11 protein-coding genes and 1 tRNA gene are annotated in these 15,029 nt (G+C 58.5%); 6 read left to right on the top strand and 6 right to left on the bottom strand.

What is annotated here, in order from left to right:
• Positions 1–4: 4 nt before the first annotated feature.
• The 6 genes from aceE to RBT76_03335 form a co-directional block, all read right to left on the bottom strand.
• Positions 5–2,686: a pyruvate dehydrogenase (acetyl-transferring), homodimeric type gene (gene aceE / locus RBT76_03360; protein MDX9856807.1), complete on the bottom strand. Its 2,682-nt coding sequence runs from the start codon at positions 2,684–2,686 to the stop codon at positions 5–7.
• Positions 2,687–2,882: 196 nt separating this feature from the next.
• Positions 2,883–4,256, bottom strand: a complete 1,374-nt coding sequence (locus RBT76_03355) for an MATE family efflux transporter (protein ID MDX9856806.1) — start codon at positions 4,254–4,256, stop codon at positions 2,883–2,885.
• 108 nt (positions 4,257–4,364) lie between these two features.
• On the bottom strand, positions 4,365–5,606 hold the full coding sequence (locus tag RBT76_03350) for a glycosyltransferase family 4 protein (protein ID MDX9856805.1): 1,242 nt from the start codon (positions 5,604–5,606) through the stop codon (positions 4,365–4,367).
• Positions 5,603–6,706 carry an NAD(P)-dependent oxidoreductase gene (locus RBT76_03345; GenBank protein MDX9856804.1) on the bottom strand — a complete coding sequence of 368 codons (1,104 nt, stop codon included), beginning with the start codon at positions 6,704–6,706 and terminating at the stop codon, positions 5,603–5,605. Before RBT76_03345 ends, RBT76_03350 begins: the two co-directional genes overlap by 4 nt.
• 421 nt (positions 6,707–7,127) lie before the next feature.
• Positions 7,128–7,212: transfer RNA gene (locus tag RBT76_03340), tRNA-Tyr, on the bottom strand.
• Between the two features lie 251 nt (positions 7,213–7,463).
• Complete coding sequence (locus tag RBT76_03335) at positions 7,464–8,546, bottom strand: glycosyltransferase family 1 protein (GenBank protein MDX9856803.1); 1,083 nt, start codon at positions 8,544–8,546, stop codon at positions 7,464–7,466.
• A gap of 226 nt (positions 8,547–8,772) precedes the next feature.
• Between RBT76_03335 and RBT76_03330 the strand changes: the two genes are divergently transcribed.
• The 6 genes from RBT76_03330 to RBT76_03305 all read left to right on the top strand — a co-directional run bounded on the left by RBT76_03330 (position 8,773) and on the right by RBT76_03305 (position 15,029).
• Positions 8,773–9,960 (top strand): glycosyltransferase family 4 protein, encoded by a 1,188-nt coding sequence (locus RBT76_03330; protein MDX9856802.1) that lies wholly within the window; start codon positions 8,773–8,775, stop codon positions 9,958–9,960.
• The gene (locus RBT76_03325; protein ID MDX9856801.1) at positions 9,957–11,312 is read left to right on the top strand and encodes a hypothetical protein; all 1,356 of its coding nucleotides are present in this window, start codon (positions 9,957–9,959) and stop codon (positions 11,310–11,312) included. The genes RBT76_03330 and RBT76_03325 overlap by 4 nt, the downstream gene beginning before the upstream one ends.
• Positions 11,313–11,408: 96 nt before the next feature.
• Positions 11,409–12,509, top strand: coding sequence for a Wzz/FepE/Etk N-terminal domain-containing protein (locus tag RBT76_03320; protein MDX9856800.1), 1,101 nt, complete (start codon positions 11,409–11,411; stop codon positions 12,507–12,509).
• Positions 12,506–13,288 carry a hypothetical protein gene (locus RBT76_03315; GenBank protein ID MDX9856799.1) on the top strand — a complete coding sequence of 261 codons (783 nt, stop codon included), beginning with the start codon at positions 12,506–12,508 and terminating at the stop codon, positions 13,286–13,288. The genes RBT76_03320 and RBT76_03315 overlap by 4 nt, the downstream gene beginning before the upstream one ends.
• On the top strand, positions 13,285–14,331 hold the full coding sequence (locus tag RBT76_03310; protein MDX9856798.1) for an N-acetylneuraminate synthase family protein: 1,047 nt from the start codon (positions 13,285–13,287) through the stop codon (positions 14,329–14,331). The genes RBT76_03315 and RBT76_03310 overlap by 4 nt, the downstream gene beginning before the upstream one ends.
• Before the next feature lie 5 nt (positions 14,332–14,336).
• Entirely contained in the window at positions 14,337–15,029 is a 693-nt protein-coding gene (locus RBT76_03305; protein MDX9856797.1) for an HAD-IA family hydrolase, read from the top strand.

The raw sequence follows: 15,029 nt of genomic DNA, 5'->3' as shown, positions 1-15,029 counted from the left end.
GACTTCATTCAAACAGAGGATTGGCCTTTTCGGGGTTGATATCCATCTTCCTCATGGCCTTTGTGACGACCTCGTTTTTGACCTTGTTCTGATGAGCCAGCGTGTGCAGCGCGGCAAGCGTGATGTAGCGGTGGTCGACCTCGAAGAAGTCGCGAAGTGATTCCCGCGACTCCGAGCGGCCATAGCCGTCGGTACCGAGGATCGTATACGGCCCGGGGATCCACCGCGCAATCGCGCTGGGCAGCATTTTGAGGTAATCGGACGCCGACACGAAGACGCCCTGTTCCTTTTCCAGAATTCGCTGTACGTACGGGACCCGGTGCGTCTGGTCATGGTTAAACATGTTCCAACGCTCGGTGTCAACGGCATCGACATACAACTCTTTGTAGCTCGTCGCGCTCCAAACGTCGGCCGACACGCCGTACTCAGATTCCAGCAGCTCCTGCGCCTTGAGAGCTTCGTTGAGGATCGTACCGCTGCCGAGCAGGTGCGCCTTCGCCCCGCCTGCTTTCATCGAAGACTTGCGGAATTTGTAAAGCCCTTTGAGGACCCCTTCCTCCTCGACGCCTTTCGGTATGGCGGGCTGAATATACGGCTCGTTCATCACGGTGATGTAGTACATGATTTCCTGCCCCTGTTCGTACATTCTCTTCAGCCCTTCCTTCACGATGATGGCGAGTTCGAAGGCATACGCCGGATCGTAGGCGTGCAATGTGGGGAGTTTGTACGCGAGCAAATGACTGTGGCCATCCTGATGCTGCAGTCCCTCGCCGGCCAGGGTGGTGCGCCCCGACGTGCCGCCAACGAGAAATCCCTTCGCACGGGCATCACCGGCCAGCCAGATGAGGTCACCGATTCTCTGGAATCCGAACATCGAATAAAAGATGAAAAACGGAATCATGTTGATGCCGTGAGTGGCATGAGCGGTGCCGGCGGCGACAAACGACGACATCGAGCCCGCCTCGGTAATTCCTTCTTCGAGGATCTGCCCGTCTTTCGCTTCCTTATAATAGAGCAGGCTTTCTTTGTCGACCGGTTCGTAAATCTGTCCGACATGCGAATAGATTCCGACCTTACGGAAAAGCGACTCCATCCCGAACGTGCGGGCTTCATCGGGGACAATCGGCACGATGTGCGGACCAAAGGTCTTGTCCGAAAGTAGCTTGGACAGCAGATGGACCATCACCATAGTGGTAGCGACTTCGCGGTCTTTGGTGCCGTGCAGGAATTCGTCGAAGACGTCCTGCGGCGGCACGGTGACGGGGGGCGCCACCACGATTCTTTTCGGCACGTGCCCGCCGAGCTCGTCGCGACGCGCTTTCAGGTAACGCATTTCCTCGCTGTCTTCCGGGGGACGATAAAACGGCGCGCCGGCGATGTCATCGTCCGAAATCGGAATCCCAAAGCGGCTGCGGAACTCCCTGAGTTCCTGCTCATTCATTTTTTTCTGCTGATGCGTGACGTTTCGTCCCTCGCCCGCTTCGCCGAGGCCATATCCCTTGATCGTTTTGGCGAGGATTACCGTCGGCGCTCCCGTATGCTCGACCGCCGCTTTGTACGCGGCATACACCTTCTGGGGATCGTGGCCGCCGCGACGCATCTTCACCAGTTGCTCGTCGGAGTAGCGCTTGACCATCTCAATCAATCGCGGATCTCGCGCGAAGAAGTCCCTGCGGATATAGTCACCGTCGGACACCGAATATTTCTGATACTGACCGTCCGGCGTCTCTTCCATGACTTTCACGAGTACGCCGTCGGTATCCATCTTCAGCAGCGGGTCCCAGTCCGAGCCCCAGATTACTTTGATAACATTCCATCCGGCGCCTCGGAATGCGGCCTCCAGTTCCTGGATGATCTTGCCGTTGCCCCGCACCGGACCGTCGAGTCTCTGCAGATTGCAGTTGATCACGAAAATGAGATTGTCAAGCTTTTCGCGGGACGCCAGCGTAATCGCCCCGAGTGACTCCGGCTCATCCAGCTCACCGTCGCCGAGAAACGCCCAAATCTTCTGATCGGCCGTGTCGGCAAGACCCCGATCGTGGAGATACCGGTTGAATCGAGCCTGATAGATGGCGGTGATGGGGGCGAGCCCCATGGAAACAGTCGGGAACTGCCAGAATTCCGGCATCAGGCGCGGATGCGGGTACGAGGACAGCCCGCCGCCCGGTTTCAACTCACGGCGGAAGTTCTCGAGATGCTTCTCGGTGATCCGTCCTTCGAGATACGCGCGCGCATACACGCCGGGGGCCGCATGGCCCTGAAAGTAAATCAAATCACCCGGATGCTGTTCGGTTCGTCCACGGAAGAAATGATTGAAGCCGACCTCGTAGAGTGTCGCGCAGGATGCATACGTGGAGATATGGCCGCCGATCCCGCTGGATTCGCGGTTGGCACGGACCACCATCACCATCGCATTCCATCGAATGATGCTTTTTATGCGGCGTTCGATCTCACGGCTGCCCGGAAACGCAGGCTGGCGCTCCACCGGGATGGTGTTGATATACGGCGTATTGGCCGTGAAGTGAATCTGGATGCCCTGCTGCTGCGCGCGCAGCTGCAGACGACGCAGCAGCTCGCGGACGCGATCGGGGCCCTGGTTTTCATAGACGTAGTCTAGCGATTCGATCCACTCACGATTTTCGTATTCGATTTCGTGCGCTCGTTTCTTCGCCTCGTGCTCGGTCATGTATTTCACCTTTGCAGCAGATCCGGGCATACGTCGCGCCCGGCCGTTGAACCGTAACGACCCAAAAGTCGGTGGGCTCCATTCTATTTCATATGTTATATCGTAACAAGCTCTTTCTACTCTTGTTCGGCAATAATAGACCTAAAATGAATCCACTTGATCCGTGTTAGGCCCGACGAAGAGAACCGACCCCCGCCTACACCGAGACGGTAAGCCATTTTCCCCGGCGGTAATACAAGTAGAAAAGCATTGAGGTGACCACGCCGGAGCAGGTCAGCACGACCCAGATGGCAGTCTGGTCAAAACCGAACACATTGGTGACGAGCAATGACGGTATGACCTGGAGCCCCCAGGCGTGGATGGATATCAGTACCATGACCGGCGAGTTGAGCCCGACACCGGAATGGATATGCTCGAGCATAATGAAGATTCCGAAGAACGGGTAACTGAGGGCGAATATCCTCAGTATCTCCACGCCGTGCTCGACTGTCTCTCCGGAGTCGAAGAACAGGCTGACGTACTGGCGTGCAAAGAGAAACGTGAGCAGGCCGATGACGGTCATGATACTGATCGCAAGCAGGAGCGCCTGATCGGCGGTCTTTTTCGCCCGATCGAGCTTACCCCCGCCGATGTTATGACCTATCAGCGAGGACAACCCGAGCCCGATTCCAACGAGAATCATGATGCCGAACGAAAACCACTGGGTCGCGACGCCGTAGGCGGCAACGACCGGGGTTCCGTACGCGGCGACAATGGGGGTAAGCAGCAGACGCGATCCGGACCACGACAGCTCGCCCAGCCACGCGGGTATGCCGATACGTACGATCTTCCATGCGCTGGCTATCCCCAGCGGAGCCGCCCCGGCGATGCGCAGCCGTACGTTGGTAAGGCGGGTGGCAAAAAGACCGACACCCACGGTGAGCGTCAGCGTAAACGACAGGACCGAGGCCACCGCCGCGCCCTTTATTCCCATGGCCGGCAAACCGAGATAGCCGAATATGAACAGCGGATCCAGTACAAGGTTGAGGAAGTTGGAACCAAGCATGAGTCCCATCGCGAGGTTCGGGTTCGCAACGCCCCGCAGCGCCGTGAAAACCGAATACGCGGTATACATAACCGGCAGCCCTATCAGCATCACCCGGCCATACACAATCCCCAGCGCCAGCGTTTCGCCCTCTGCACCGAGCAGCTTCAGCATGGTCGGAAGAATAAACCACCCTGCGACCGCAAGCGGAACACCGAGCCCGAATTTGAGGAGAAACGTCTCTTTAATGGCCTTTTCGGTCTGCGTGTAATTGCGTTCGCCGTACCGCCGGGATATCACGGCAACGGAACCCGTTCCCACCAGGTGGTTGAACGAAAACAGCAACCACATCATGTTCGCGAAGAACGTGATGGCGGCGACGCCTGCCTCCCCCTCGTTGAGCTTGGAAACCCAGAACATGTCGGTCATGGCATAGATGTGCTGGGATAGAAATCCAAACATGGAAGGGAGGCCCATCTTAAGAATGGAGCCGATGACAGACCCCTCGGTGAAGTCCGCCGGTTGTCGTTTCAGTGCGGTTTCCATAGTGCGAACGCAGGCTCTGCAAACATAGCAGCAGGCTCTTTGCGAGTAAAGCAGATTAAACGAAGCCGGAGGCGCTTTGTTTCGAAAGGAATGCAGACCCGGAACCCGTCAGGAGACGCGGACCGCCCGCGACGGTGTCGACGGCGTTTCCTCGGATTGCGGGATCGTTTCCTGTGGCGGGAGTGCCCGCTGCCTGCGCATACCGGTCATCGACTCGACCGTGTCTATCACAAGACTGCGGAACTCCCGCTGAAAGCGTTCCACGGAGAACTGAAGGGCGTGGTTTCTGATGATGGCCGGCTCGAAGGCGATCCCGAGGCGGTCGAATTCCCGCACGGCATCGACCAGGCTCGCAACCGTCTGTTCTTCGAAGAAGACACCCGTCTGCCCGTGAACCACCGTCTCGGTGGCTCCACCACGTCCGAAAGCGATGACCGGTGTCCCACAGGCTTGCGCTTCCACCGGGATGATCCCGAAATCTTCAGTGGCGGCAAACACAAAGGCCCGCGCGCGCTGCATGTAATCACGGAGGACTTCGAATGGCTGGTATCCGAGGATTCTGACATTAGGTCCGGCCTTGGCGGCGATTTTTGCCATGTCCGGTCCGTCGCCGATGACCACGAGCTTTCGGTCGGGCAGCGAAGCAAAGGCTTCGACGATCAGGTCTATTTTCTTGTAGGGTACCAGGCGCGAGGCGGCGAGAAAGTAGTCGTCCTTTTGCTCACGCAACGAAAACGATGCAACATCCACCGGCGGATAGATGACGTCGGCTTCCCGACGGTACGCCTTGGCAATGCGGCGAGCGATAAATCCGGAGTTGCCGACAAAGCGATCGACGCCGTTAGCGGCGCGCGCATCCCAGGTGCGGATACGGTGTAACAGCAGCTTCGCGACCCAGCCCCTGAGCCCGCGATCAAGCCCTGACTCGCGGAGATACTGGTGGGTCAGATCCCAGGCGTAGCGGATCGGCGACTGAACGTACGAGATATGAATCTGATCCGGACCGGTGATGACGCCTTTGGCTACCGCATGGTTGTTGGAGATGACGAGATCGTAGCCGGTCAGGTCGAACTGCTCGACAGCGAGCGGCATAAGCGGCAGGTAACTGCGGTAGTGTTTTCGCGCGCCGGGCAACCGCTGGATGAACGATGTCGTCACGGGTTTATGACTGATGAACCCGCGCAGTTCCTCAGGCAGGAAGTCAACCTGTGCGAAGAGGTCAGCCTGCGGAAAGATGGCGAGCAATTGCTCGACCACCCGTTCCGCACCGGAATAGTTGATGAGCCACTCGTGCACGATCGCGACTTTGAGATCGTCGAGAGGCGGCAGTTTCCTGATTGGATATCTCATCGTCCTGCCACCGATTCTTTTTCAGTCATGCGTGAGTGACGCCGCGCGGTCACGGGGACCTCGGAGTCGGCTGACTCGACCCCGCGACGCAGGCGCAGGCGGCGTTTGGATTCCGGGTCGACTGCCGGGGCATAGCCGAAGTCCTCGGGGGCGACCGTCAGCCAGTGACGCAGAGACTCCGCAAATGAGTATCTGAACGTGTACCCCATCTCCATAAGCGTCTGGGGAACGATGTGGGTAGGCGTGGCGGCCTTGCGAACGGGCACCGGATGGATGGGGTTACGGAATCCAATCATTTTCTGGATCGCCGATGCGATCGGCAAGAGCAGCCATAATGGGATTGATACCGTTATCGCACGACTGCCGAGAAACCGCTTCGTTTCGGCCACGATATGCGCCAGTGGCTGGGTGGGAGTCTCTACATAGTTGTAGACTAGAAAATCGTGCGGGCTGTCCATCACGAAGTCGATGCTGTCGAGAAAACCATAAATATAGCCGTAGGATTTGTGAATGGACGATGATCCCGGGAATGCGAAATAGCCGCGCTTGACGGCGTTGATCATCCGCAGAATGTTGCCCGGGTCGCCGGGTCCATAGAGCACGCCCGGGCGGCTGATCAGAAGCCGCCGGCCGGGACGCCGCTGACGCCATATGTCGTGGATCAGTTCAGCCGGGTACTTGGATCCGCCGTACGGGGTCGACGGTTGAATCGGCCGGCGTTCATCGGTCGGTCCCGTGGTCGGGCCGTAGACCGAAATACTGCTCGTGAAGTAAATGTTATTGCAGCCGCACGCCTCGGCGTACATGCACACATTGTGAGCCCCGGCGAGGTTGGTATCAAAGTACTCCTCGCGGGTGTGACCCGGCTCGCGATGAATCGCCGCGAGATTGAATATCCATTCGGGACGGTCCGCGACCAAATCCAACGGAATGGGCTTGCGTACGTCGACCCGGGAGAATGAGATTCCCGGCAGTCCGGTCAGACTCGACGGCTGGATGTCGGCAAGCTGGATGTGATTGAACCGTCCGGTCTCAAGAAGATGCCGCGCCAGATGGGTGCCGACAAAGCCGGATCCACCAAAGATGATACAACTCTTCATGGTTTGCCCCCGCGTGATGTCAGATGATCTGCGGCCTCGATCTCAACTGACTTGATGACCGCCGGCCTGAGTCTCGTGCTTGTACTGCCGGGAGACTGCGTAAGACATGTTGACTGATCGGTTGTGGCCCTTCCCCTGGACCTGATTGATTGATGGTTGCTTCCGTGCAACTCAACACTCCGTTGTTAAGCCTGACCGAATCGATCACACAGCCGTGTGAGATCATGCCAGTACTTCATTGTTCTTCCCTAAAATGTATGTCGGCGGTTCGGCGCAATGATTTAGAGGCTTGCGTAGAAATAGGATGAAATTTGTCGCTTCCGACTGGTCGCGGTTCAGGCTGTGTGGAGTGCAGGCCCACCGGTCACACGTGAGCACACCGGTGATGGGTTCGATGTGGTGTGGGTGTTGGGGCCGGAAATGGTGGTGGGGGAAGGATTCGAACCTTCGAAGGCTTCGCCGTCAGATTTACAGTCTGATCCCTTTGACCGCTCGGGAACCCCACCAACGCGGAGATATATCGCGCCTGAGAGCCGGGGGCCTTCAGGCGAGCCCCTAATGTAGTTGATAAGGAGAAAAAATCAATGAAAAAAACCTGCCAACATCTTGAACCTGTTCATTATACGATTAAGCCTGCAGACTCGGTTGCCGGGCTTCGAGCAGAACATCACGTGAGCAGCGTAACCTTCAACGCAACAGAGACTTACTGTAACACTTTGAAACAGGATGAAGCCTCGACCGGCGGGCACCAAGTTGCTTATCGAGACAGAGATTCGGCGCGGCGGGACAGGCGCTCGGCAGCAACAGTGTCAATGACTTCGAGCAGTCGACGGGCGCTGACCTCCCAGGAGAAACCGGCCGCCCGCATGAGTCCGCGTTGGCGGCAGTCCGAGCGAAGGAGCGGATCATTCAGCAGCCGGGTCATGCCCTGAGCGATGCTATCAGTGCTGGCCGGATCGCAATAGATGGCAGCGTCACCGCACACTTCGGGTAAGGAGGCCGCGTTTGAGACAAGGCACGGACATCCACAGGCCATAGCCTCCAAAGGCGGCAGTCCGAACCCCTCGTAGAGCGACGGATATACAAACAGTGAGGCGTTGCGGTATAGATCCACCAGTTGCTCCTCAGCAACATGACCAAGAAACGTCACGTCAGACATTTCGCGCCCACGGACGGAGGTGTGGGCGAACACACTCCCCCCTGTCCCGACTACTCTTAATGTCACACCACGCAGACCTGCCATCTCAAACGCATCAAGCAACCGTTGAAGATTCTTGTGAGGAGCGAGTGAGGAGACTGCCAGAATATAGGGTTTTTCGGGGGGGGCCGCGCGGTCCGGTCTGAACTGAGATCCTACGCCGCACGGAACCACAAAAACGGCATCGCTATCGCATCCGAATTCCGATACAAGTTCATCACGGGAAAAAGCGCTGTCGGTCACAATCGCCCGGCAGGTGCGGACCAGCCGCGGCAAGATAGTTCGATAGAGCAGACCGAATTTTCTGGAGTAGGACTCGGGGTGACGGAATACGGACAGGTCGTGGATCACGGCTATCTGGTTGTCGTATCGCACCGGCCCGGTATTACCCAGACTCAACAGGAGTTCACCGTCCGCGTATTTCTTCAGGAACCGGGGCAGCGCGACCTGTTCCCACACATGCCCGGTCGCGGTGCCAACCTTTTCAACGTTCAGTTCACCGGCTATACCTGAATGTAACACGTTCCGGGGAGACACGAAGCGTGTGTCCGGCCGAAGCGCCTTGATCAGACGGGACAGTTCCTGTCCGTACCGCTGGACCCCGGTCGTTGGCTGCGTGAGAAAGCGCGCATTGACGATCATCGCTACATCCTATGTTCGGGGCGGCCGTTGTGGCGCGCCGCTTATACGTCCGTGTTATCGGTCCCCTGCCGCCTCCCCTTTAGCATATCCCGGATAATCACCGCTAACCGCGTGTGACCGCACGGTATTCCGGTATAGCCGGGTAAAGTGTGTGACCGGTGGTGACGATACTATGTGGAGGACGACACGCGGCTTCGGGCTGCGACAAAATGGGAATTGTGTCGACATGAAGATTCTGATCTTTAATTCACTCTATACGCCATTTGAGGTCGGCGGAGCGGAGCGCTCCGTTCAACTGCTGGCCGAGGAACTGGTAAACCGCCGGCACTCGGTGACGGTCGCGTGCACCGGTCCGACCGACGACCGCGCTGTCGTCAACGGTGTCGACGTTCGTTATCTTCGGACTCCCAATCTCTATTGGATGCGAACGTCGTCGTCCCGCCCCTCGCTCATCAAGCCTCTCTGGCACGCCATCGACATGGACAACCGGTGGGCCGAGCCCGCCTTCAGGAAGCTGATTGCCGAGACCAGTCCCGATCTGATCCACACGAACAACCTTGCCGGGTTATCGGTGGCGGTATGGCGGGCGGCAGAACGAGCGGGGGTACCGATTGTCCACACCATTCGCGACCACTACCTGCTGTGTGTCAGGAGCACGATGTTTGCCGACGGTCGTCGATGCAACCGCCAGTGTGTGACCTGCCGGATCGCATCAAATGGGAAAAAGCGTCAGGCGCCGCGCGTGCGGGCTGCGGTCGGCATCAGTGACTATATTCTCGACATCCATCTCGGTCATGGTTTTTTCACAAATGCGCTGTTAACCCGTACGATCTTCAATCCCGTACCATCGGCAAGGGCGTCCGGCCCGGCGTTTGCGAAGGATCCCTCACGGGTGCACCTCGGATTCGTGGGAAGCCTCGCACCGCACAAAGGGATCGAGCTGCTGCTGTCCAGCCTTCGAAGACTGAATTCAGCGAAGGTTGACGCCCACATATTCGGCCGTGCACACACCGAGACTTACGGCGCATATCTTACGCGAACGTACGGATCAGACCGCGTGACCTTTCACGGCCAGCAGCCGCCCGAGAAAATATATCAGACTCTCGATGCGCTGGTCGTCCCGTCGCTGTGGAACGAACCGTTTGGGCGTATTGTCGCCGAAGCGAATGCGTGCGGGGTGCCGGTTGTGTCGTCGAACCGGGGCGGCCTGCCGGAGCTGGTGCGCGACGGCGAAAACGGCTTTGTTTTTGATGCGGATCGCCCGGATTCCCTTACCGAAACACTGGCCGGCCTCCTCGCGGACGACTCGTGGCGGCACACACTTCCCGAACAGGCGAGGCGGTTGTCCCGGCGATTCTCACCCGCACGCATCGCCGAGCAGTACGAACAGCTCTACGGGGAGGCCGTGCGATGAAACGAGCGGCGATGTGGATGTTGGGCGTGTGGTCGTTCATGGTTATCACCGAGGGAGCGCTGCGCTACTTGTTCGCGTCGGCCGGACTGCCCCTGATGATTTACGCCAAGGACGGACTGCTGTTGCTCGTGATAGCCTGGTACGCACTCAGGATTGCCATCCATTTTCGCATCAATACGACAGTAGGTCTGGTGGTCGCAGTCCTTGTGTACGGTGTGTTGGTCGCCTTGTGGCACCGCCTGCCTGCGGCGCAGGTTGTTTTCGGCGCCAAGATTTTCGTCACGTTTCTGGTCGGTTACACTGCGACTGCGACGCGCCTTATCGACAGCACGGCCCTCCGGACCGCGTTCCGATTGGGAGTACCGCTCGTCGTGCTGGGATTGGCAGTCGAGATGTTTTTCGATGCGCCGTGGGCAGGGTTCCAGTACGAGGCTTTCGGAGAGACTCTGGAAGGCTCACGGGCGTGGGGGATGTCCGGCTTGCCTCGGCTCGCCGGTTTTGGGCGCGTGAACTTCGAAACGGCCAATATTCTTTTCTGCCTTGCGGCGCTGTACATCGCGGAGCGCGCGGCGCGGTCCGACCGCGATGCACGAATCATCCGGTTTTTCGATGCCACCCTGTTGACGCTCGGTTTCGCCGGAATCGTTGCCACAACCGCGAAGACCGCACTGTTGGCCTTCCTCGCTCTCACAGTCATTCTCGCCGGCATCGGCGTGCAGCGCCGCTTTCGGGGGACTTCACGACATGCCGCCCGAGCGGCCCTGCAGTTCGCTTTAGCTGCATTCGGCTTCTTTGCGTGCGTTCCGCCGATTCTGGCCGCGGTCTCCCCTGCCGCCGTCACAAGCCTTCTTCGCACAAACAATCTTATTATCAACATACTCGCATCGTCGTATGTCGCGCGGATGGAGCGGATGTGGCCGGAAGCACTCGCTCTCCTCAACCTCGACCACACCGTGTTGACGGGTCGGGGAATCGGCGGAATCGGAACGGCTCAGCTTTATTTCGAGTCATCGAAGTACAATGCTGCCGACAACATGTACGTCTACCTGACGGTAGCGTTTGGCATCACGATTGCCGCTCTTGCGCTCGCCTGGCTCCTGTGGCAGGCGCTGCGACATCGTTCCGAGCACAGGGCGGTCGGTTATCTCATGGTAGTGGTGGTGATCGGTCTTGTGTGCGGCGCGACAACGAATGTTATCGAATCGGCTGCGCTCATGATGACATCGGGAATCGCCCTCGCACTCTGGAACAAATCGGGCAATCCGTCGCGCGCTGCCGTGTGCCGGGATTTCCGGTCGACTGAGAAGTTTTTTCCGGCGAGTCGCGATGAGGATTTGAAAACAGGCGGCTAAGTTCTTGTGGAGTCAGTGGATGCGGGCAACCTCGACCGGCCTCTAACCCGGCATCGCGGTTGCTTATTAATTGAGTGATTTACCTGAAGGAATACAATGGACGGCAAACTGCACGTGAGAAGATCATTGGGCGAATCATCCGAAACGATTGGCGAGCCAACCGATAATATCGACCTTCTGCTGCTCCTGCAGGACGTCATTCGGCGTCGGCGCACGATCGTCGTTTTCGTATGTTCTATCGTCGCGCTGGCAGCCCTCTGGCTTTTCACTACTCCGAATCGATACACGTCATACGCCACGATCCTCCCCTCGGGTCAGACCGAAGGACTGGCTTCGCTGCGGTCGTTGGTTGGGCTGGGCGGCGGCATCATGCCGACCGGTGATAATTCTTCCTTTTTGTTTCCCAACATCCTCAGTTCCCAGCTTGTGCGCGACGCCGTGCTGGATCGATCGTACGAGGTGCCGGAGTGCGACAGCGATCCCTCACTCACACTGGCAACCTATTTCGGCGAGACGAACCCTGACCGTCTGCGCGAGAAACTGGCGGGAATCACGGAAGTATCGACAGATTCCCGGACCGGCCAAATCAGGGTCTCGGTAGAAACGATATACCCCACGCTTTCTCAGCAGATAGTCACGGCCTATGTCGACAATCTCGAACGGTACAATCGCGAGAAACGGGCGTCGGCGGCGCGTGAGAATGCCACGTATCTGGCCGGGCAGCTCTCGAGTACGCAGGCACTGCTGCAGGCCGCCGAGGATTCCCTGCGCGACTTCCGGAACGTCAATCGTGACTGGGCGGTGACCAGCAATCCCGACATCATGTACGAATTGTCCCGGCTGCAGCGTTCGGTCAACGCGCATCTGGCTGCCTATCAGATCCTGCAGGAAAACTACCAGATGGCGCAGTTTGAAGCGATGAAGGATGTGCCGATTGTGCGCGTTCTCGATGAACCGTCGCTCCCCACCGAGAAATCCGGCCCGCGTCGACTGTTGAGCCTGGTCGCAATCGCGCTGCTCTCGACGGTGCTCTCCACGATCGGCGTGGTCGCCTTCGCGGGGGCATCGCGAAAAACCGACCACCACGTGGTGTATCGTGAACTTCGCGATACGGTCGCGGAGGCCTTCCCGCGCTCAGTGCGGACCGTCAACCGGGTTCGCAAACTCGTCGATTCGGGATTCAGGGTGTTGTCATGATCACCTTTCACTTCCTGATTCAGGCGCGACTCGGGTCCACCCGGTTCCCGGGCAAAGTGATGGAGCTCGTGGACAACGAAACCTCGCTGATCGAACAGGTGATCCGGCGTGTGAGGCAGTCCGGAACCGGACGCAAATCCGAGCTGACTGTCCTCACGACATCGGCTGCGAGCGACGATGCGCTCGTCGCGTTCCTTCGCGAGCGCACCATTGCGGTGGCGCGCGGCTACGAGCACAACGTGTACGAGCGCTTTCGATCTTTCGCCGAAGGGCTGCAGCCGGGACCGGACTATGTCGTCCGGGTGTGCGCGGACAATCCGTTTCTGGAGCCGTTGTTTATCGATTCCCTGGCGGAGTATATCCAGTCGCTGGCCCGGACGGCGGCGCCGGACTATGTGTCATACAGAAGTCCGGACGGCCGACCGGCAGTACTCACGCACTGGGGATTCTTCGTGGAGTTCATTCGCACGCAGGCGCTGCTCGACGCGGTGACACACATTCACACGGCCGCCCAGCGCGAGCACGTCACGCCCGTCTTCTACACCGGCTCCGAGTTTCAGTCAGCTTACCTCAGGATGCCGTCCGATCTGCCGCACGAGGAGCTCCGGTTCACGGTCGACACGCCCGAGGACCTCGCCACGGTGAAAACGCTGCTGAACAGACTGGGAGATCCCCATTTCACGTATAGAGACGTTTGCGATCTCGCGCTCGCCGATGCGGCTATCGTGGGCACGATGGCCACCGGAATCGCAACCAACGCAAAGAGGATACGCACGTGACCCCACAGACTTATATAATCGGTGAAATCGGCCAGAATCACAACGGGAGTATCGATCTGGCCAAGAAGCTGATCGATATGATCGCCATGCCGATTTACGACGGATTCACGCATTGCATGCTCCCCGGCATTAATGCCGTCAAGTTCACCAAGCGGGACTTGAGCGAAGAGTTGAGCCGGGACGAGGCCGCCCGCCCCTACGACAGCCCACATTCGTTCGGAGCGACATACGGCGAACACCGCGCGAAACTTGAATTCGACTACGAGCAGTACCCCGAACTGGAACGGTACGCCCGGGACAAGGGACTGGACTTCGTCGTCACCCTCTGCTCACCCCGCACCCTGCGACTTCTCGACCATGTACGAATAGACCGGATAAAGGTCGCCTCGCGCGATCTGACCAATATCCCGCTGCTCGAACGTATCGCCGAGACCCTGATACCGGTGATTCTGTCGACCGGCATGTCCGGTCCGGATGAGATCGACGAAGCGATCGGGATTATCAGCCGTCACCATTCAAACATCGCTCTGCTCCACTGCATATCGGAATACCCGGCGCAGTACCGGAATATCGACCTGCGGACGATCGAGACCCTCAGGCAACGGTACGGCGACCGCTGCGAAATCGGCTATTCGGATCACTCGATCGGGATAATGGTCCCGGTCCTCGCCGTGGGACTTGGCGCGACAATTATAGAAAAGCACGTCACCCTCAGCCGGGCAATGAAAGGCTCCGACCACGCGGGATCACTCGAGATGGACGGTGTGTGGCGCATGGTGCGCGATATCCGCAACGCCGAACTGGCGCTGGGCAGCGGTGAAATCCGGGTCCATGAAGCGGTTCGCGGCACCATGACCAAGCTCCGCCGGTCGCTGGCGATCAAGCGAGGGCTCGAGATTGGAGATGTGCTCAGTTCGGACGATTTGACCATGCTCTCCCCCGGCACCGGTCTCGGCTGGCATCAGCGTTCCGCCCTGATCGGCCGACGGGCCCGCTGTCGTATTCCCGAGCAGTCGCTGTTGACCGTCGACATGTTCGAGTAGTGGTCATGATCCGCGCCGTCTTATACGACCTCGGCGACATCTTCTTCGAGGCCCACCACTGGAGACAGTGGATGTATCATCGTCTCACCGAACTGGGACACGTTACCGGCAGCTTTGCAAACTTCTACTGGAGCTATGAACGCGCACTCCAGCCGGTCTACGAGGGGTCCGATACATACGATTCTGCCTTCCGCAGCTTTGTTTATTCGACCGGCATGAAGGACCCGGAGACATTTATCGAGGAGTCCTATCAGGAAAAGCGGCGCTTTGAAGCGATACGCGAGTTGTACCCGGGCGTACGCGAGACGTTACATCGCCTCAAGCGGGACGGGATTGCGAACGTGGTGGTCTCGGACAACGAGTTGACGGGCGAGCGGGTGCGCGCGGAAATTCTTTCCCGGTTCGACCTGAACCCCCTGATTGAGAGCGTCGTCACGTCGCATGATACCGGCTGCCGCAAACCGGATCCTGCGATCTATCGCATCGCGCTCGAAACCGTCGGCTGCCACGTGACCGAGGCTGTCTTTGTCGGTCACGACGCCGACGAAATAGAGGGCGCCAACCGACTGGGCATTTGCACGATCGAGTTTAACAACTATCTTGGAACTCGAACGGGAGCAGACTGGCGTGTGAACTCGTTTCCGCAAATTCGGGAAATCGTGCAATCCGGCGCGACGCTCGAATCGATTCACGGATAA

Source organism: Candidatus Zixiibacteriota bacterium (assembly GCA_034003725.1).
Classification (GTDB): Bacteria; Zixibacteria; MSB-5A5; order GN15; family FEB-12; genus WJMS01.
The sequence above is the reverse complement of the archived record's forward strand: the minus strand, read 5'-3'. Positions and strand labels throughout refer to the sequence as shown.

Coding starts and splice junctions, on each gene's coding strand:
- aceE (MDX9856807.1), bottom strand. CDS start 2,686: ATGACCGAGCACGAGGCGAAGAAACGAGCGCACGAAATCGAATACGAA.
- RBT76_03355 (MDX9856806.1), bottom strand. CDS start 4,256: ATGGAAACCGCACTGAAACGACAACCGGCGGACTTCACCGAGGGGTCT.
- RBT76_03350 (MDX9856805.1), bottom strand. CDS start 5,606: ATGAGATATCCAATCAGGAAACTGCCGCCTCTCGACGATCTCAAAGTC.
- RBT76_03345 (MDX9856804.1), bottom strand. CDS start 6,706: ATGAAGAGTTGTATCATCTTTGGTGGATCCGGCTTTGTCGGCACCCAT.
- RBT76_03335 (MDX9856803.1), bottom strand. CDS start 8,546: ATGATCGTCAATGCGCGCTTTCTCACGCAGCCAACGACCGGGGTCCAG.
- RBT76_03330 (MDX9856802.1), top strand. CDS start 8,773: ATGAAGATTCTGATCTTTAATTCACTCTATACGCCATTTGAGGTCGGC.
- RBT76_03325 (MDX9856801.1), top strand. CDS start 9,957: ATGAAACGAGCGGCGATGTGGATGTTGGGCGTGTGGTCGTTCATGGTT.
- RBT76_03320 (MDX9856800.1), top strand. CDS start 11,409: ATGGACGGCAAACTGCACGTGAGAAGATCATTGGGCGAATCATCCGAA.
- RBT76_03315 (MDX9856799.1), top strand. CDS start 12,506: ATGATCACCTTTCACTTCCTGATTCAGGCGCGACTCGGGTCCACCCGG.
- RBT76_03305 (MDX9856797.1), top strand. CDS start 14,337: ATGATCCGCGCCGTCTTATACGACCTCGGCGACATCTTCTTCGAGGCC.